This is a genomic window from Caballeronia sp. Sq4a, assembly GCF_023170545.1.
Taxonomy (GTDB): domain Bacteria; phylum Pseudomonadota; class Gammaproteobacteria; order Burkholderiales; family Burkholderiaceae; genus Caballeronia.
In genome coordinates, this window is record NZ_CP084251.1 from 879,561 (window position 1) to 896,900 (window position 17,340).

Sequence of the window (17,340 nt, forward strand, 5' to 3'; positions counted from 1 at the left end):
CATTCGCCGATGCGCCTCCGGCTTGCCGCGCGCGCATCGCCATCCATCGCGAACAAGGAAAACTCACCGTGATCGATCGCGTCCATGCCATGCGTGTCTTTACGCGTGTCGTCGATACGAACAGCTTCACGCGCGCCGCCGAATCGCTCGGCATGCCGCGTGCAAGCGTCTCGACGACCGTGCAACAACTCGAAGCGCTCGTCGGCGTGCAGCTGCTCGCACGCACGACGCGGCGCCTGAACCTGACCGTCGACGGCGCCGCCTACTACGAACGCTGCGCGCAGATCCTCGCCGATATCGACGAACTCGAATCCGGCTTCGGCGCGGTCGAAGAACGGCTGCGCGGGCGGCTGCGCGTCGAGATGCCGGATACGGTCGCGACGTCGATCGTCGTGCCCGCGCTGCCGGAGTTTCACGCGCGTTATCCGCAGATCGAACTGTCGATCGGCATCGGCATGCGCAATGTGGATCTCGTCGGCGAAGGCGTCGATTGCAGCATTCAACTCGGCGAATTGCCCGATTCGGGGTTGATCGCGCGGCGGCTCGGCATGCTCGAACAGGTGACGTGCGCGAGCCCGGCCTATCTGGAAAAGCACGGCACGCCCGCGACCCTCGACGAACTCGCGCAGCACGTCGCGGTGAACTGCGTGCCGGAAAAAAGCGGCCGCCCCGCGGACTTCGAGTTCGACGTGGACGGCAAGCCGTTCACCGTGAGCATGCGCGGCTTCGTGCAGGTCGCCGACGAGCACGCGTACCTCGCGTGCGGGCTCGAAGGGCTCGGCCTGATCCAGCCGCTTTCCATCGCGGCGCAGCCGTATCTGCGCTCCGGCCAACTGCGGGAAGTGCTGCCGCAATGGAAATCGCCGCCGCTCAAGGTGTCGGTCGCGTTCCTGAAAAGCAGGCAGGCGACGCCGCGCGTCTCGGTTTTCGTCGACTGGCTCGCGGAGTTGTTCGAGCGCTCGCAACAAATGGACAACACGCTCGCGAGCCTGTATCGCGCGGCACGACGTCGGCCCGAGGAAACGGCGGACGCCTGAGTCCGCCGTCTCGGGTCTAGCGAACGGGCGTGGCCGCGTCCTCGCCCACCACCGTGTTCCATTTGCGCACTTCCCAGCGTTCGACCAGTTTGTTCATCACATACGGATCGTTGCGCGCGAACGCTTCGGCGGCGTCGGGCGAGTCACCCTGAAACAGCAGCATCGCGCGATCCGCCGGCGCGTCCAGCGCGCCCGCCAGCACGATCTCCCCGCGCTCGACGGCTTCCCACGCCAGCTTCAGATGCGCATCGCGAAATTGCGCGCGGCGCTCCAGATAGTCCGCGCACAGGTGATAAACCAGCAAATAGTGCATGAGCCTGTCTCCTCGCTCGAAGTCGTGTCATAGCCCGAACGGCTATCCGATGGATTTTTGCCCCGTTTGCGGGCAGTTTTGAGATTCAATCAGAACCGTCTGATCGTCAATCGTTACAAGATGGCACATCATGCGCGGGTACTCGAATCAGGACCCTCCCATGTATCGCGATCAACCTCCCTGCAACACCTGCGCGAAGCACGATTGCCGCTCTTGCGCGTGGACCTCGCCGCTCGACGCATCGTATCGCAGATTCATCCACGCCCATTCCGTCTTGTCGCTGCTCGCCGTCGCTGCGCGCAATCTCGAAACGCCCGCCGCGAAGCCGTCATGGTTCGAGGGCGTGAAGGCGCGCATCGCGCGCATTTTTTCGGATTCGTCCGCGCGTTCGCGCTGAAAACGAGCTGTCAAGCGTTGCAAGCGCCTTCTTCAATGAAGTGGCGTGCGCGCGGCACATGTGTAAAGAAATATCCCGTCAACTTTTCAGGATACCTGCACATATAGAATGCGCACGTCATTGCGCCCGCGCTCGGCGTCATAGTAAAAGGATAGGCAGTCGATGAGTATCAATCTGGTTCAGGCGGTCAACACCGCGATCTCCAGCGAGATCGCGGAACAGTTATCGCAGAAGTTCGGCATTCCTGCGCAGATCGTGCAGCAACTGGCCGCGCGTACCGCGCCGGGGCTGGTCGCCTCGGTGATGGACCGGTCGGCGCTCGCCGACGGCGCGCGTGCCGTGTATTCCGTCATCATGTCGCCCGAAGCGAACGCCTTCGTGGCGGAGCAGTTGCGAAATGTCATCACGACGACCGCCGGCCTCAAGCATCTGGAGGCGTCCAGTCATCTGCTCGCTTCGCGCGCGACGGGCCAGCGCATCGACGCGCTGACCGACGCGGTATCGGCCGAAACCGGCGTGCCCGTGCAGGCCACGTCCGCGCTCGCGGGCATGTTGTCGGCCATCATGTTCGGCATCCTCAAGCATCACTTCCTGCTTTCGCAGGCGAACCTGTCGCAGTTGCCGGGCTTGCTGCGCGACCAGATCGGCGAAATGCGCGCATCGCTCACGCATAACGCGGCGAGCGCAATCGGCGTGGGCAACGTGGATGGCTTCGTGAGCAGCATCGGCGCGCGGCTCGACGCGGTGGGATCGACGCTGGATATCGCCGACGAGCCCCCCGTGCCGACAGCGGGCTCGGCGAGCTACGCCTCGCCTGCGCCCGCGCGAAACACGCCGCCGGTCGTGGCGCCGCCGCCTCCGCCCGCGCCCCCCGCGGCGCCGGCGGCGCCGGCGCCGACGATGTCTGCGCCGCTGCGCGCTCCCGTGCGCAAGCCCGCGCCGAAGCGGTCCAACAAGGCGGTGTGGCTGCTTTTCGCGGTGCTCGCTGCGATTCTCGCGCTCGTGTATTACCGCGGTTTCACCCACAATCCGAGCGTCGATGTGAGCTCGAACGCGGCAACGACGCCCGTTGCGACGGTCGCGCAGCCCGCTTCGCAGGCCACGGCCCCGATGGACACGGCATCGACCGCTATCGCCGCTTCGGCTTCGGAACCCGCCGCCCATTCGGGCGCGGCGAGCGAAGCAGCAGCCAGCACGCCGGTTGCGGCAGCGAAGGACGCGCAGATGGTGTTTTCCGTCAGCGAAGCGGGCGTGCCCTCCATTCAGGCGACGGTCGGCACGGACGCCGAAAAGCAGCAACTCGTTGCGGCACTAGCGCATCGTTTCGGACAAGGCTACAGCGCGGACGTGACGGTGGCGCCGGGTACGCCTGCCGCCCCGTGGCTCGGCCGGCTCAAGGACTTGACGCCGTTGATGGCGGTGCCGGGCGCGGAGGCGAAGGTCGTCGGCTCCAAGGTTGAGTTGAGCGGCGCCGCGGCGGACGCCAGACTCGGCTGGACTGATCGCCTGAAGAACTCGCTCGGCGGCATGTTCCAGGTCAGCTCGTTCGACGTGGAAAGCGCGGTGGCGCACGCCACGCAGTCGTTCCGCAGCGCGATGAAGACGCTGCTGGCCACCGACGACGCCTGCTCCGGACCGAAACTCACGGCTGTGCTCGATCTGCAAGTGGTCAACTTCGGCCGTTCGAGCGCCACGGTGCCCGAAGGCGCGGCCGCGACGCTCGGCGAAACGGCGCAGCTGCTCAAGAATTGCGCGGCGAAAGGTTCGATGGTCAACCTCGACATCGCGGGCTATTCGGACGGCGTAGGCGCGCCGCCCGCGAAGCTGGAAATGTCGAAAGAACGTGCGCAAGCTGTCCGCGCGTTTCTCGTGAAGAACGGCGTGCCGCCGCAGTCGCTCACGGCAACGGGCTACGGCGACGCCAACCCTGTGGCCGACAACGCGACCGCCAGCGGACGCTTCGCGAACCGTCGGATCGAGTTCGTCGTCAAGTAAGCGTTGCCTGCTCCAGCGCACAGAAAAATGCCGTCACGTTCGCGTGACGGCATTTTGCTTTTCGCGGCAAGCGCGCGCCGCTCAATTCGGCTTGGCGAAGTCGTTCTCGGCCCACCGCTCCGCGCTCGCCTTGTTCAGCTTGAACGCCGGCGAGACGCGCACGTGCGCCAGTTGCGCGCCGAACGCATCGATGGCTTTCAGGTCGGCGTACGGGTCGTCGTCATCGGGAACGATATCGAGCGTGACCGTGATCTCCTCGCCGCGCACGTCGATGGTGACGTTCTTGTGCAGCATCGCGTGACGCTGTTGCTCATGGCGGCGCAACACCTCGGAGGCCGTCTTGACTAGCGTGCGAAACGCGGCGGCGTCCAGCGGCTTCGGGTTCTTCTTGTCGCGGCCCATCGTCCACGGACCGACGAGCGCCGGTTCCGCCTCGCCCGCCTGAATCATCTCGACGGCCCAGCCGTCGTCATCTTCGTTCTTGATTACGCGGGCGGTCCAGCCGTCGTCGCGCCAGAGGCGGTCTTCGTGGAGCGGCTCGTCGGTGGAAGGGAGTGCGGAGTCGGTCATCGTGCAGTGCGGTGTCTGTGCGTGAAGCAATGCAACGAATTCTACCTGCTAGATTGCGTGGCATCCCGCGTGCTACCCGCATTAGCCGAACGGCCTATGCCGTCCACGGCCGGCGCGGCCATACTCAAACGCGACCGGCCGTGCTACGTTGAAGCACCGGGCGACGCCCGGACCCTATCTGCTAACACGCAGCAATCACGTGAAGGAGCAACCGCATGCTTGCATTCATCGGTACCTTGATCGTTGGACTGATCGTCGGTCTGATCGCCCGCGCCATCAAGCCGGGCGACGACAGCATGGGCTGGATCATGACCATCGTGCTCGGCATTGCCGGATCGCTGATCGCGGGATACGTAGGCCGCGCGCTCGGCTGGTATCAGCCGGGACAGCCTGCCGGGTGGATCGCCTCGGTCATCGGCGCGATCATTCTGCTCGTCATCTATGGAATGGTGCGCGGACGCCGCGCTTAACCCCGCAATTCGTCGAAAGCCGCGCCCCGTCGCAAGCGTCGGGGCGTCGTCTTATCCGGCGAGCGTATCGAGGGCGATCTCCTCGCCTTTTCGAACCACCCGATTCGGCAGCGCGCCGCCAAGCCAGTACGCGAGTTCCGCAGGCCGGTTGATGCGCCAAGCCACGAAATCGGCCGCCTTTCCCGCCTCCAGCGAGCCGTGCGTTTCCTTTAGACCGAGTGCGCGCGCCGCGTGGATCGTGACGCCCGCCAGCGCTTCCTCCGGCGTCAGACGAAATAGCGTGCAGCCCATGTTCAACATCATGCGCAGCGACAGCGCGGGCGATGTGCCCGGATTCAGGTCGCTCGCCAGCGCGATCGGCACGCCATGCCGGCGCAGCGCGTCGACGGGCGGGACTTGCGTTTCGCGCAGCATGTAGAACGCGCCGGGCAGCAGCACGGCGACCGTCCCGGCGTGCGCCATCGCGATGGCGTCGTCCTCCGTCATGTATTCCAGATGGTCCGCCGACAGCGCCTCGTAGCGCGCCGCCAGCGTCGCGCCGCGCAGCGACGACAACTGCTCCGCGTGCAGCTTGACCGGCACGCCGAGGTCGCGCGCCGTCCGGAACACGCGCTCGACTTGCTGCGGCGAAAACGCGAGATGCTCGCAAAAGGCATCGACGGCATCGACGAGTTCTTCGTGAACGAGCGCCGGCAGCATCGTTTCACAGACGTAGGCGATGTAGTCGTCCGCGCGGCCCGCGTACTCGGGCGGCAGCGCATGCGCCGCGAGGCACGTCGCGCGCACCGTGAGCGGCAGCGCGCCGGCGAGACGCCGCGCGACGCGCAGCATCTTGCGTTCGTTCGCGAGGTCGAGGCCGTAGCCGGATTTCACTTCGATGGTCGTCACGCCGTCGCGCATCAGAGCCAGCGCGCGAGAGCGGGCCGCGTCGAACAGCGCGTCTTCGCTCGCTTCGCGCGTCGCGCGCACCGTGCTCGCGATGCCGCCGCCGCGCGCTGCGATTTCCGCGTAAGTCGCGCCTTCGAGACGCGCCTCGAACTCGCCGCTTCGCTCGCCGCCGAAGACGAGGTGCGTATGGCAATCGATCAGCCCGGGCGTCACCCACGCGCCGCCGAGGTCGACTCGCTCGCAGCCGCTATCGCGCGGCGTATCGGCAAGCGGCCCGATCCACTCGATGCGCCCGCCGTCCGTCAAGATCGCAGCGTCCTCGATGGTCGAATACTTGCCGCCTGTCATCGTTGCCGCGTGACAGTGATGCCAGAGCGTGCTCATCGCGAAATCATCGGCAGATCGAGGTTCTGCTCGCGCGCGCATTCGATCGCGACGTCATAGCCCGCGTCCGCGTGGCGCATGACGCCGGTCGCCGGATCGTTGTGCAGCACCCGCGCAATGCGCTCGTCGGCTTCGCGGCTGCCGTCGCACACGATCACGACGCCCGCATGCTGCGAAAAGCCCATGCCGACGCCGCCGCCGTGGTGAATCGACACCCACGTCGCGCCGCTTGCCGTGTTCAGCAGCGCATTGAGCAGCGGCCAGTCGGAGACGGCGTCGGAGCCGTCCTTCATCGCTTCGGTTTCGCGATTCGGACTCGCGACCGATCCCGAATCCAGATGATCCCGCCCGATCACGACCGGCGCCGACAGTTCGCCGTTACGCACCATTTCGTTGAACGCAATGCCGAGCTTCGCGCGCTGGCCGAGCCCGACCCAGCAAATGCGCGCCGGCAAGCCCTGAAAGCGGATGCGCTCGCGCGCCATGTCGAGCCAGCGATGCAAATGCGCGTCGTCGGCGATCAGCTCTTTCACCTTGGCGTCGGTCTTGTAGATGTCCTCGGGATCGCCCGAGAGCGCGGCCCAGCGGAACGGCCCGACGCCGCGACAAAACAGCGGCCGGATATACGCGGGCACGAAGCCGGGAAAGTCGAACGCGTTTTCGACGCCTTCTTCCTTCGCCATCTGGCGGATGTTGTTGCCGTAGTCGAACGTCGGCACGCCCTGCTCACGGAACGCGAGCATCGCGCGCACATGCTCGGCCATCGACTGCTTCGCGGCCTTCACGGTCGCCGCCGGATCGCTCTGCGCGCGGTCGCGGTACTGCGTCCACGTCCAGCCTCGCGGCAGATAGCCGTTCAGCGGATCGTGCGCGCTCGTCTGATCCGTGGCGAGGTCCGGCCGCACGCCGCGCCGCACGAGCTCGGGCAGCACGTCGGCGGCATTCGCGCACAACGCGACCGACACCGCGCGGCCCTCCGACGTATAGCGGCCAATTCGCGCGAGCGCATCGTCGAGATCGCTGGCTTGCTCATCGACGTAGCGCGTTTTCAGACGGAAGTCGATGCGGCTCTGCTGGCATTCGATATTCAGCGAGCACGCGCCGGCAAGCGTTGCGGCGAGCGGCTGCGCGCCGCCCATGCCGCCGAGGCCCGCCGTGAGCACCCAGCGACCTTTGAGGGTGCCGCCGTAATGCTGCCGTCCCGCTTCGACGAACGTCTCGTACGTGCCCTGCACAATGCCCTGGCTGCCGATATAGATCCAGCTTCCCGCCGTCATCTGACCGTACATGGCGAGACCTTTCGCGTCGAGCGCGTTGAAGTGCTCCCAGTTGGCCCAATGCGGCACGAGATTCGAATTCGCGATGAGCACGCGCGGCGCGTTCTCATGCGTGCGAAAGACGCCGACCGGCTTGCCCGACTGGATCAGCAGCGTTTCATCGGATTCGAGGCGCTTGAGCGTCTCGACGATTTTGTCGTAGCAGGCCCAGTCGCGCGCCGCCCGCCCGATGCCGCCATAGACCACGAGTTCGTTCGGATTCTCAGCGACGTCCGGGTCCAGATTGTTCATCAACATGCGCAGCGGCGCTTCGGTCAGCCAGCTTTTGGCGTTGAGTTGGCTGCCGCGCGGGGCGCGGATCTGGGTATCGCGGAAACGGGAGGAAGACGTCACGGTGGCTCCTGCGCACGGGCATTGAGTGGTTCACCGCATGTTCTTGTATATACAACTCCCGTTGTATTAGGGATTTCCCGGCCACGACACAGCGTCTCTCTCGTTTTCTTGTCTAGACAGGAAGCGCCGGCTACGCGCACGCCGGAGCGCCGCGCCGACTATTTCGTCCGCCAATTTTGGCCGGTTATGTTGAATGGATTTCTTTAATGCCCGACGAGACAAACGCCACATGAGCACACTCGAAGCATTTCACGCAATCGTCACGGACGATAATGCGCCGCAAATCATCCGCGATCACATTGTCGATGCGCTCCAATATGCGCTTCGGAATCACGCCGGCTATTTCACGCGAAAAGAACTGCAATGGCTCGCGCAATGGGACGACACGCGCATTCCCATTGCGGCGGAAAAGATTCTGAGTGAAATGAAGGCGGCCTGAGCCCGGCCGCCAAAACGCGCGGATTATCAGTATCAGTGCGTGCTCGCGGCGCGCGCGCGCCGCTCGAAGTCGATGGCAATGGCCTGCGCCGGTTCCGACAGACACTGCACGAAGCTGACGACCTCCGGGTCCTTGACGAAGCTCGCCGCCGAGCGGGCCGCGAGAATGGCCGAACTGTCCTGCGGCCGCGCGACCAGAAAGCCCTGCACGTAATCGACGCCGATTTCCTGCAACGCGCGCAGCGTATCGATATCCTCGACCCACTCCGCCACGCTTCGCATGCCGAGATTGCGCGCCAGCGCGACGATCGCCTCGACGATCGCGATATCCGCCGGATGCTCGCACATCGAGCGCACGAATTCGCCGTCGATCTTGAGCGCATCCGCCGAAAGGGACTTCAGGTACTTGAACGACGTATAACCCGCGCCGAAATCGTCGAGCGCGATCTTGCCGCCCATCTCGTGAACGCGCGCAATGAAACGCTGGGTGTTTTCAAGGTCGTGCAGTGCGACGCTCTCGGTAATCTCGAGACACAGATACTGGACGACCGACTGGTGCCGCGCGAACAGCGCGAAGATGTCCTCCATGAACTGCTCGTCGTTGAGCGAGCCGCCGGACAGGTTCACGCAGATAAACTGCGTGTTCGTCAATTCGTGGCGGTGCGTCTCGATCCACTCGAGCAGCGTCGAAATCACCCAGCGGTCGATGGCCGCGATATTGCCCGATTCCTCCGCCGCGACGATGACCTTGCCGGCCGGCAGCGTGGTCCCGTCGGGCGCGCGCATGCGCAGCAGCACTTCGAAGTTCAGCGACTCGTTCGGCGCGCGCAGCGACATGATCGGCTGCATCACCAGAAAGAGGCCGGGCGGCAGGCGATTGCGCCCCAGCGTTTCGACGAGCTTCAGTTCTTCCGCGCGCTCCTCGAACGCCGCCGCGCCCTTGCGATACGTGACCAGGTGCGTATGCGCGACCTTCTTGGCTTCGCGGCACGCGCGGTCGGCGTGCGAAAGCGCGTCCTGCACGCGCACGCCCTGCGAACATTCCACGAGCCCGATCGACGCCTTCACCTGAAACGCGCGATTGCCGACCTGATACGGCGCGTCGCTCAGAATGGAAATGAGCTCGCGGCATTGCGCGATGGCGTCTTCGATCGACGTGTCGTTCATCACGCAGACGAACTCGTCGCCGCCGATGCGACCGACCGGATAGCTGCGCGCAAAATGCGCCCGGGTGCGCGCGGCGACTTGCCGCAAGACTTCGTCGCCGCTTCGGTGTCCGAAGAGGTCGTTGACGAGCTTGAAGCGGTCGAGATCGACATACGCCAGCGCCCACGGCAGCGATTCCTCGTTCTGCGCAGCGATCGCTTTCTCGACGCCGCGGCGGTTCAGCGAGCCGGTGAGCGGATCGTGCTCGGCGAGAAAGCGCAGGCGCTCGACCGCTTTCGAACGTTCGGTCGTGTCCTGCAAGGAACCTTCTATCCAGCCGTTCGAGCGTATGGCCTTCAGCAAGTAGCGCCGCTCGCCGGTGCCGCGTTCCACCGAACCGCTCATTTCCAGTTCGCCGTCGCTGCCCTTCGACGCAAGCGCCTGCAACGCGCCCCACGCGCCCGGCTCGAAATAGTCGTGCCAGTGACGGAGCTTGTACTCGCCTTTTTGCAGGTCAAGCATGGCGCGCAACGCGGGATTCGTGCGGACGAAGTGACCTTTCTCGTCGAGCGTGAAGAGCCCGATGGGCGTGACTTCATAGGTATTGCGCAATTCCATCTGCGCCTGCCGGCGGACGTCGCGCTCGGCGCGCATCTGCTCGGCGATGGCGAACGCGGCCATCATGCTCGACGACAGCGCGGCCATGACCGTGTTGACGCCGCTCAGGAGCAGCTTCACGCCGAATGCAGCGCCGAGCACTTCCGAGAAGGTGGCGAACAGCACGATGGCAAGCGACGCCACGTACCACAGCACGGTCCGCGAACGCGCCATCCACACGAGGCGCACGAGGAAGAACACCAGCACGCAAATGCCGAATCCCGCGATGACCCACAGCGTCGGGATGAACAGCGAATAAGGCAACGCCAGCGCCGCGACGAGCAGCACGATGCCCACGTACTGAATGACCCGCAACAGCCACCGATAACCGACCACGCGTAGCTCGCGACGGAACAACTGCGCAAAGAGCGCGGCCGTGAGCAGATAGTAGGCGGCGAACGTGATCTGCCGCAGCGGCATCATGAATTCCGACGGCAGCACGCGGCCGAGCCACTGCATGTCCCAGCCCATCGCGTTCGCGCACAGACGAAGATTGCCGACGAGCCATACCGCGAAGATTACGTACGTCCACTCGCGGTTGATGAGAGCCGTGACGAAAACGAAGACGGCGAGCGTCAGGAGACCGCCCGCGATCAGACCGGAGCTTTCCTGAAAGTCGAGCGCGGAACTGCGCAGGCCCTGCCAGTTCCACGCGAGCGCGTTGATCTGCGCCGGACCCGAGTACGTGCCGCGGCAAAGGATCGTCTCGGGTTGCGTGAGGCGCCCCGCTTGAATGAAGAAGCCGGCCTTCACCGGATGCATCGAGCCGCTCGCCGAATCGCGGTCGGCGCGGCCGAGCGGGAGCAAGGTCGCTGCGTCCCAGCAGGCAAGCGTTTGCGCGTGACGCGAAGGCAATTCCACCGTGGTCGTCAACTCGCCGCCCATCGGGGGCGCAGTGAACGTGAACCAGACGGGCTTTTCGGAAAGATGGGTGCTGTAACGCTGAACGGGCGCCGCGCCGCTCAGCGCAGCGAGCGCCTCGGCGGGTCGCAACTGCTCGCCTTCGTCCGCCACGACGCGCAGCGGCAGCGCAATGGCGCCGCGCGATTCGTACTGGCGCGGCAGGAAATAAAGCGTGGCGATGGTGCCGATCGCGATGAGAAACGGCACCGCGTAGACGGCGACCGCGTACAGCGCGTCGTCGATCCACGAGCCGCTTCGTTTGAATCTCGATAAGGAAGCTGGAATAACCGACGCCATACCTGGACAACCCCCGTTCACGCCGCCAGCGCCCCGTCGCGCCGGCATTGGCGAACAGCGGGACGGCACGCCGTCACCGCTGCCTTTTTGGCCAACCGGACCGCGCCGGGGTCCGGTTAATTACTTTTTACCTTCGTTGGTGCATCCCTGAAAAACGGCGGTGCCATTAACGGCCATAAGCCATCAACGGCGCCTCCGGGCATCCTACCGTTTCCCAATCAAAAGATAAATCGACAGATTGCAGATCGATGTCCGGATGATGCGTGTTCACCATATAGTTGAACAATGGATGACGCGCTTCTTCCCAACGCTGCCGCGCGACAGCCACTTCTTTCGCCAACACTCGGTGCGGTAACCCACCGACATGCGACATCGGCAGATATTCATTCGCACCGAAAACATCTCTGAACAACATTGCCTCGTATTCGCGGTCGAGCGGCGCGCGCGCGGTAATCACCATCCAGTCGATGTCGTGCAATTCGCAGAACATCCACAACGCCTTGCACAGCGCCACTTTCACGACACGGCCGACCATGCCGCCCGCGACGCCCAGCCGCGTGGCTTCGGCGAGGCGGCTCGTCGCGAGATGATCCGGCAGCGTGATCGACTGCTCGACAGCGAGCGGCCCATACGCATTGGTCTGAATGCGCATGGTGCCGAGCGGCGCGCCGTCGAGTTTCGACTCCGCGAGCAGCACAGCGGTGCCGGGATCGCGGTCTGAACGCTCGACCGCCATTTTCTCGGCGAATTCCGGCAAATGCCGCCCATACGCAGAACGTCGGATGCTTACGGCTTTTTGCAGCCCGTCATCGTCGCGGACGATACGAATAGTAAACGGCATGCGCTCGGTTTTCTGAAGCGAGGGCACGACCGTAAGCGTCGGGCGAAGCGCGCTGTCGAATTGATTTGCTTGGTTGACGGCGGCGTGATTGGCAAGATCCAGACGTTCCATTTGTTGAACCCCATTTTTTCTCGGCGATTAGGATGTGCCGCGTCATGAGGGCTGATGGTAGGTAGGACCCTCAATGCGGCGTGTCGAGCCTCTCACGAAGTCAAATAACGGGGTGCGCGCTTGCCGCTGTTCAGGAGCAACTTTCGGGCAACGTCGGTGGAGGAAAACTTCTAAAACGAATTATCAACCGGTAGGCTTCGACAATCGAATAAGCGTCTGCCGTACGGGAATAATCGTGCACGAAAATGGTGAACCGAAACGAGGGCAAGCCAGAGACAAAACCCCGCGCGAGAGGCAATTCGAAGAATAGCTGTCAATGCAGAAATAAGACATGACTCTTAAGCGGTTGCGAAATAGAAAACCACTGACGGAAACGTTTGCGTGTCGTATTTGCCGCTGGCACACGCCGTCAAAAGAAAAACGCGGATGCAGCCGTAGCTGCTATCCGCGTTTGCCGTGCAGGCAGAGCCCGCCTTAGTCTTCTTCGTCGAGCCAGGGAATATCGACGTCCGTAATGAAAGCGACCATGGCGAGCGGCCGGCCTTCCTGTCGCCCGAGATTGCCGTCTGCGCGCTGCCATTCGCACCGGAACACCGTGCCCGGCGTGTCGGCGAGCAGCGTGACGGTGCGAATCTCGTCCGGATCGTTCTCTTCGACGGGGCCGTCGAGCGAGACGAGCAATTGCTGCGGCCAGACGCCGTCGGCGGGATCATAGATCTTGTCGCCATCGTGGATGACGACGTGCGCCTCGACGCCGATGGTCGCCGATGCCTCGACGATCATCTTCCCGAGCGCGCGCAGCACCGCGGTGGCGCGGCCCGAGTTGGCCTGACGGATAGCAAGATCGCCGCGCGTCAGCGCCTGCTCGAGTTTCGGATTGGTTTTCTGTTGCGCCATCGATGTCTCTCTTGAAGTTCGAATGCAGCGTTCGACGAGCCGCGCGCCAGGTAGTTGCAGCGCGATCGTATCACCGCATCATCAAAGATAGGTCGCGGGACGTGCACCGGCAAATCCGGCGGCGCGCTCAAGTTCATGTCGGGCACGCCGATAACGTGGGCATCCCATTCGAAGTTTCGTATTGCTGCCGTGCTGCCGTTCTCCGATCTGTTCGCCGACCCGTGCGCGCCCTCGTCTGCTTTGCCTGACGACCGCTGGCCGGCGCGCGCCTGCCGCGCCCCGCGCGAACGGGTGGAAGATTGATGCGGCGCGCCGAAGTCGTCGACGGCATCACGCTCTCGACGCACGTCCAGCCCATCTTCAGCCTCTCGCATCAACGCGAAATCGGCTATGAGGCGCTGCTGCGCGGCAAGAAAGACGCGAGCGATGACGAACCGCCGATCGGTCCGTTCGATCTCTTCGGCCGCGCGATCGTGTCGGGCAAGGTCGTCGAGCTGGACCGCCTGAGCCATCTCACGCATCTGCGCAGCGCCGCCGGCTTCTTGCCGAGCGCCCAGTGGCTCTTCGTCAACATGAATCCGGCGACCTTCACCGATGCGGGCTATGCGCGCGAATTCGCGCAGCGCACGCGCGACGCCGGCCTCGCGCCCGAGCAGCTCGTGATCGAAGTGCTGGAGTCGGGCGGCATCGACGTCGAACGCATTGCCGGCGCGACGCGGGCGTTTCGCGCGGAAGGCTTTCTCGTCGCGGTCGATGACTTCGGCGCGGGGCACTCCAACGTCGACCGGCTGCTGACGATGCGCCCGGACATCGTCAAGCTCGATCGCAGTCTCATCCGCGTGCAAAACGCGCAGAAGCGCGCGCACCTGAGCGACTGGGTGCTGCCGAAGCTCGTCGATCTGCTGCATCAGTCGGGCATGTTCGTGGTGGCGGAAGGCATCGAGACGCGCGAGGATCTGCTGCTCGCCGCGCGTGCCAACGTCGATTTCGTGCAGGGCTATCTCCTCGGCAAGCCGAGCGAAGGGCTGATGCCGGGCGGCGCGGCCACCGCGTTGATCGAAGAGGCATTCGACACGCTCGCGCAGACGCGCCGCACCGAGCGCCTGACGCGCGACCTCTTGCTGATGCCGTATCGCGCCGGGCTCGCGCAGGCGGCGCGACGCCTCGCGGGCGGCGCGAGCGGCGAGTCGGCGTGCGCCGAGATTCTGGCGCTGCCGAGCACCGTGAGCTGTTTCTTTCTCGACGAAGCCGGCCGCGAGTTCATGCCCGCGCTGCCCGGCGCCTGCGCGAAGCGGCGCAGCGAGCGTTTCGCGCCGATAGCGGACCCGTCGCGCGGCCGCTGGGACAATCGCACCTATTTCGTCGATGCCTGCGCGCAGCCGCATCAGGTCATCACGTCGGCGCCGTATCTCTCCGTAACGGGCACCTCGCTGTGCGTGACGCTCGCTATCGCGACGCGGCGCGGCGAGCGGACCATCGTCGCGGGCGTCGATCTGGACTGGCGACGGCTCGCGGAAACGGCGCGCACGCCGTTGCCTTGATGGCTCGTCGGGGCTCGCTATCGTCGTAAGCAACTCGCGACCGCTCGCGGGAGTTGCGCGCACGCCGCTGCCCGATCGCTCGTCCGCACCCGCCGGCAGGCAGGTGACGGGCCTCTCCCGCCATCGTCAGAAGCGTCACCCTCGACTGACTAGCGCTGGCGAAGCCGCGCGGACGCCGCCGCGTCGATCGCTCGTCCGGCCACGCTTGCGGGCGGATGACGGGCCGCGCTCGCCATCGTCGCAAGCGCAACTCTCGACTGGCGACCACTCGCCGACACCGCGCGCACGTCGCTGCTTCGATCACTCGCCTGCGCTGATTACAGACCGATAAAGGCGTGTCGCTTTGCGGCACGCCCGCGTCGACATTTGCGGCGAGCGTGACTTCGCCACAAGAGTACCCTCGGCCGGCGAGCGCACGCCGCTGCTTCGCTTACTCGCCTGCGCGCGTTCACGTGCCGGTGATGACAGCCGCGCGATCGTCGCAGACGCCCGCCCCCTCACGCCCCCCGAACCGCCTCCGCAAGCGCCGCCGCGCCCACGCGCAGCGCCGCCACGTTGCCCGGCTCGAACGTCCAGTGCCCCGCCCCGCTCACGACGGCCAGTTCCGCGCCCGGCCAGTGGGCCGCGAGTGCCACCGCCTGATCCGCCGGACACACCATGTCGAAGCGCCCGTGAACGATGCGGCACGGCAGATGCGCGATGCGCGCGACGCGCGGCAATAGCGGCGTCGGCGGCAATTCCTCCGCCATGTAATGACGCTCGAGCAGCGCCATGGAAACCGCGGCGGCGTTGGCTTCGGCGCTCGGCCGCTTGTCCTCGTCGGCGGGTTCCGTGGCCGGCTTGTTGACGACCGATAACGTCGTCTCATACAGCGTCCACGCTCGCGCGAGCCGGGCGCCCGCCTCGTCGAAGCGCGCGAGCGGCGCCTCGGTCAGCGTCAGAATCTCCTGCGCGTTCGCCGGGCGCTGGCCGCAGGCGGCTTCGATCGCGTCGAGAAACGCGCGGTGCGCGTCCGGAAACACGCGACGCACGTCCCACAGGAACCAGTCGATATCCTCCTGACGCGCGAGGAACACGCCGCGCAGCAGGAAGCCCGTGCAACGTTCCGGATGCGCGACGCCGTACGCGAGGCCGAGCGTCGTGCCCCACGAACCGCCGAAAATCGCCCATCGCTCGATGCCGAGCGCGACGCGCAGCTTTTCCATGTCGCCGACGAGCGCGTCGAGGCCGTTGTGTTCGAGCTTGCCGAAAGGCGTTGACTTGCCACAGCCGCGCTGGTCGAAGAACACGACGCGCCACGCGTCCGCGCCGAGCACTTCCGCCCACTTCACGTTCATCGCGCCGCCGGGGCCGCCGTGCACGACGAGCAGCGCGGGCGCATCGCGCGGGCCCTGCGCGCGCCAGTAGATCGAATGTCCGTCGCCGACGTCGAGCATGCCCTCGTCGAAATTCACCGGCACTGCATCCATCGCGTCTTTCCCGAAAGTGTTGAACGGCGACCATTGTTGCATTCGGACGCGAGCCGCGCATGAAAGCTCCCGAAAGAGCGATACGCTATGCTTCTGCCCTTATCGCCTTCCTTCAATCCGACAGCTTTCACGCCCGATGCGCCGCACTCTCGTCAAGTGGCTATTCGCTACCTATCTGCTCGGCAGCGGCACGCTCTGGTCCATCCTGATCCTGCCGCTCTTTCCGTTCGTCGGCCGAAACGGGCGCTACTGGCTCGCGAAGCTCTGGTGCCGCGCGATGGTCGCGATGATGCGCGTCATCGCCGGCGTGACCTGCTCGGTCGAAGGGCTGGAGCATCTGCCGCAAGGACCGTTCATCATCCTGAGCCGGCACGAATCGACGTGGGAGACGCTCGCGTTCATGGCGCTCTTTCCGCGCCGCATCAGCTTCGTCTTCAAGCGCGAGCTGATGAAGATTCCGTTCTTCGGCTGGGTCTTGCGCGGACTCGACATGGTGAGCCTCGATCGCGGCTCGATCCGGCAGGCGCATCAGGCGGTCACGCGGGAATGCGCGGCGCGGCTGAAAAAGGGCGATGCCGTCGTCATCTTTCCGGAAGGCACGCGCGTTGCCCATGATGCGCCGCTCAAGCTCGCCTCGGGCGGCGTGCGGCTCGCCTGCGCGACGAAAGTGCCCGTGGTGCCGGTCGTGCACGACGCCGGGAAGGTGTGGCCCGCGAAAGGCTGGCCGGACCGCGGCGGGCACATTCGCGTGATCGTCACGCCGCCGCTGCCGCTGGATTGCGAGATTCCGCAGGAATTGAACCGGCTCGCGCAGCATCAAATGGACGAGGCGCTCGCCGAACTGCGTTAGTAAAGCGGGCGTTTCTTCGCGGCGCACAGCCGGTTTACCGCCGAGAGCAGCGTTTCGGTGTCCACCGGCTTGCGCAGATAGCCGTCGTAGCTGACGAACGCCGGCGGGTTCGGATGCCCCGAGATCATCAGAAACGGAATGTGCGCGAGCGACGCGTCGTTCTTCATCGTCTGGCAGAGCAGCGCGCCGCCCAGACCCGGCATCATCCAGTCGGACACGACGATGTCCACCGCCTGCTCGCCGAGAATCGATAACGCCCGGTTGCCGTCGAACGCGCTGAGGACGGTGCAATCCTCGCCCTGCATGCAAAGAGTCCAGGCTTCGATGGTGCTGGGGTCGTCGTCGACGAGAAGTACGGTCTTCATGGTGCGAACGGTGCGGGCACGGGTTGAATGCGGGAACGAGGGCCGGGCGGCAGCGAGTGGTTGACCGTGAACGTTTGCTTTCGATGCCGCGAGCACGCCAT

At 65.1% G+C, this 17,340-nt stretch carries 16 protein-coding genes; 7 read left to right on the forward strand and 9 right to left on the reverse strand.

Annotated elements, in window-relative coordinates:
* Window positions 1–68: 68 nt before the first annotated feature.
* Complete coding sequence (locus LDZ24_RS18045; protein ID WP_248322584.1) at window positions 69–1,037, forward strand: LysR family transcriptional regulator; 969 nt, start codon at window positions 69–71, stop codon at window positions 1,035–1,037.
* Between the two features lie 16 nt (window positions 1,038–1,053).
* Here the strand turns inward: LDZ24_RS18045 and LDZ24_RS18050 are convergent, their stop codons facing one another.
* Window positions 1,054–1,350: a YciI-like protein gene (locus LDZ24_RS18050; RefSeq protein WP_248322585.1), complete on the reverse strand. Its 297-nt coding sequence runs from the start codon at window positions 1,348–1,350 to the stop codon at window positions 1,054–1,056.
* A 160-nt stretch (window positions 1,351–1,510) separates the two neighbouring features.
* Between LDZ24_RS18050 and LDZ24_RS18055 the strand changes: the two genes are divergently transcribed.
* Both LDZ24_RS18055 and LDZ24_RS18060 read left to right on the forward strand, forming a co-directional pair.
* A complete protein-coding gene (locus LDZ24_RS18055; protein WP_248322586.1) occupies window positions 1,511–1,747 on the forward strand; it encodes a hypothetical protein in 237 nt (78 codons plus the stop codon).
* Window positions 1,748–1,909: 162 nt separating this feature from the next.
* A complete protein-coding gene (locus tag LDZ24_RS18060) occupies window positions 1,910–3,742 on the forward strand; it encodes an OmpA family protein (RefSeq protein WP_248322587.1) in 1,833 nt (610 codons plus the stop codon).
* 81 nt (window positions 3,743–3,823) lie between these two features.
* On the opposite strand, the gene LDZ24_RS18065 is transcribed toward LDZ24_RS18060, so the two are convergent.
* On the reverse strand, window positions 3,824–4,312 hold the full coding sequence (locus tag LDZ24_RS18065; RefSeq protein ID WP_175941174.1) for a hypothetical protein: 489 nt from the start codon (window positions 4,310–4,312) through the stop codon (window positions 3,824–3,826).
* A 215-nt stretch (window positions 4,313–4,527) separates the two neighbouring features.
* On the opposite strand from LDZ24_RS18065, the gene LDZ24_RS18070 reads away from it, so the two are divergent.
* Entirely contained in the window at window positions 4,528–4,782 is a 255-nt protein-coding gene (locus tag LDZ24_RS18070) for a GlsB/YeaQ/YmgE family stress response membrane protein (RefSeq protein WP_248322588.1), read from the forward strand.
* A gap of 51 nt (window positions 4,783–4,833) precedes the next feature.
* On the opposite strand, the gene hutI is transcribed toward LDZ24_RS18070, so the two are convergent.
* Together hutI and hutU are read right to left on the reverse strand one after the other, a co-directional pair.
* Window positions 4,834–6,054: an imidazolonepropionase gene (gene hutI, locus LDZ24_RS18075; protein WP_248322589.1), complete on the reverse strand. Its 1,221-nt coding sequence runs from the start codon at window positions 6,052–6,054 to the stop codon at window positions 4,834–4,836.
* Entirely contained in the window at window positions 6,051–7,724 is a 1,674-nt protein-coding gene (gene hutU / locus LDZ24_RS18080; RefSeq protein WP_248322590.1) for a urocanate hydratase, read from the reverse strand. Before hutU ends, hutI begins: the two co-directional genes overlap by 4 nt.
* 229 nt (window positions 7,725–7,953) lie before the next feature.
* Here hutU and LDZ24_RS18085 point away from each other — a divergent pair, with 229 nt between their 5' ends.
* Window positions 7,954–8,163: a hypothetical protein gene (locus LDZ24_RS18085; protein WP_248322591.1), complete on the forward strand. Its 210-nt coding sequence runs from the start codon at window positions 7,954–7,956 to the stop codon at window positions 8,161–8,163.
* Window positions 8,164–8,195: 32 nt separating this feature from the next.
* Here the strand turns inward: LDZ24_RS18085 and LDZ24_RS18090 are convergent, their stop codons facing one another.
* The 3 genes from LDZ24_RS18090 to LDZ24_RS18100 all read right to left on the reverse strand — a co-directional run bounded on the left by LDZ24_RS18090 (window position 8,196) and on the right by LDZ24_RS18100 (window position 13,014).
* Window positions 8,196–11,165 carry a bifunctional diguanylate cyclase/phosphodiesterase gene (locus LDZ24_RS18090; RefSeq protein WP_248322592.1) on the reverse strand — a complete coding sequence of 990 codons (2,970 nt, stop codon included), beginning with the start codon at window positions 11,163–11,165 and terminating at the stop codon, window positions 8,196–8,198.
* Window positions 11,166–11,331: 166 nt separating this feature from the next.
* Entirely contained in the window at window positions 11,332–12,006 is a 675-nt protein-coding gene (locus LDZ24_RS18095; protein WP_371747428.1) for a hypothetical protein, read from the reverse strand.
* Between the two features lie 585 nt (window positions 12,007–12,591).
* Window positions 12,592–13,014: a hypothetical protein gene (locus LDZ24_RS18100; RefSeq protein ID WP_159834340.1), complete on the reverse strand. Its 423-nt coding sequence runs from the start codon at window positions 13,012–13,014 to the stop codon at window positions 12,592–12,594.
* A gap of 302 nt (window positions 13,015–13,316) precedes the next feature.
* Between LDZ24_RS18100 and LDZ24_RS18105 the strand changes: the two genes are divergently transcribed.
* Entirely contained in the window at window positions 13,317–14,555 is a 1,239-nt protein-coding gene (locus LDZ24_RS18105) for an EAL domain-containing protein (protein ID WP_248322593.1), read from the forward strand.
* A 497-nt stretch (window positions 14,556–15,052) separates the two neighbouring features.
* Here LDZ24_RS18105 and pip read toward each other — a convergent pair whose 3' ends face one another.
* Window positions 15,053–16,024, reverse strand: a complete 972-nt coding sequence (gene pip, locus LDZ24_RS18110; protein ID WP_248322594.1) for a prolyl aminopeptidase — start codon at window positions 16,022–16,024, stop codon at window positions 15,053–15,055.
* Between the two features lie 136 nt (window positions 16,025–16,160).
* Here pip and LDZ24_RS18115 point away from each other — a divergent pair, with 136 nt between their 5' ends.
* Entirely contained in the window at window positions 16,161–16,874 is a 714-nt protein-coding gene (locus LDZ24_RS18115) for a 1-acyl-sn-glycerol-3-phosphate acyltransferase (protein ID WP_248322595.1), read from the forward strand.
* Here LDZ24_RS18115 and LDZ24_RS18120 read toward each other — a convergent pair.
* Window positions 16,871–17,239 carry a PleD family two-component system response regulator gene (locus LDZ24_RS18120; protein ID WP_206469330.1) on the reverse strand — a complete coding sequence of 123 codons (369 nt, stop codon included), beginning with the start codon at window positions 17,237–17,239 and terminating at the stop codon, window positions 16,871–16,873. The two genes, LDZ24_RS18115 and LDZ24_RS18120, sit on opposite strands and share 4 nt — an antisense overlap.
* Between the last annotated feature and the right edge of the window lie 101 nt (window positions 17,240–17,340).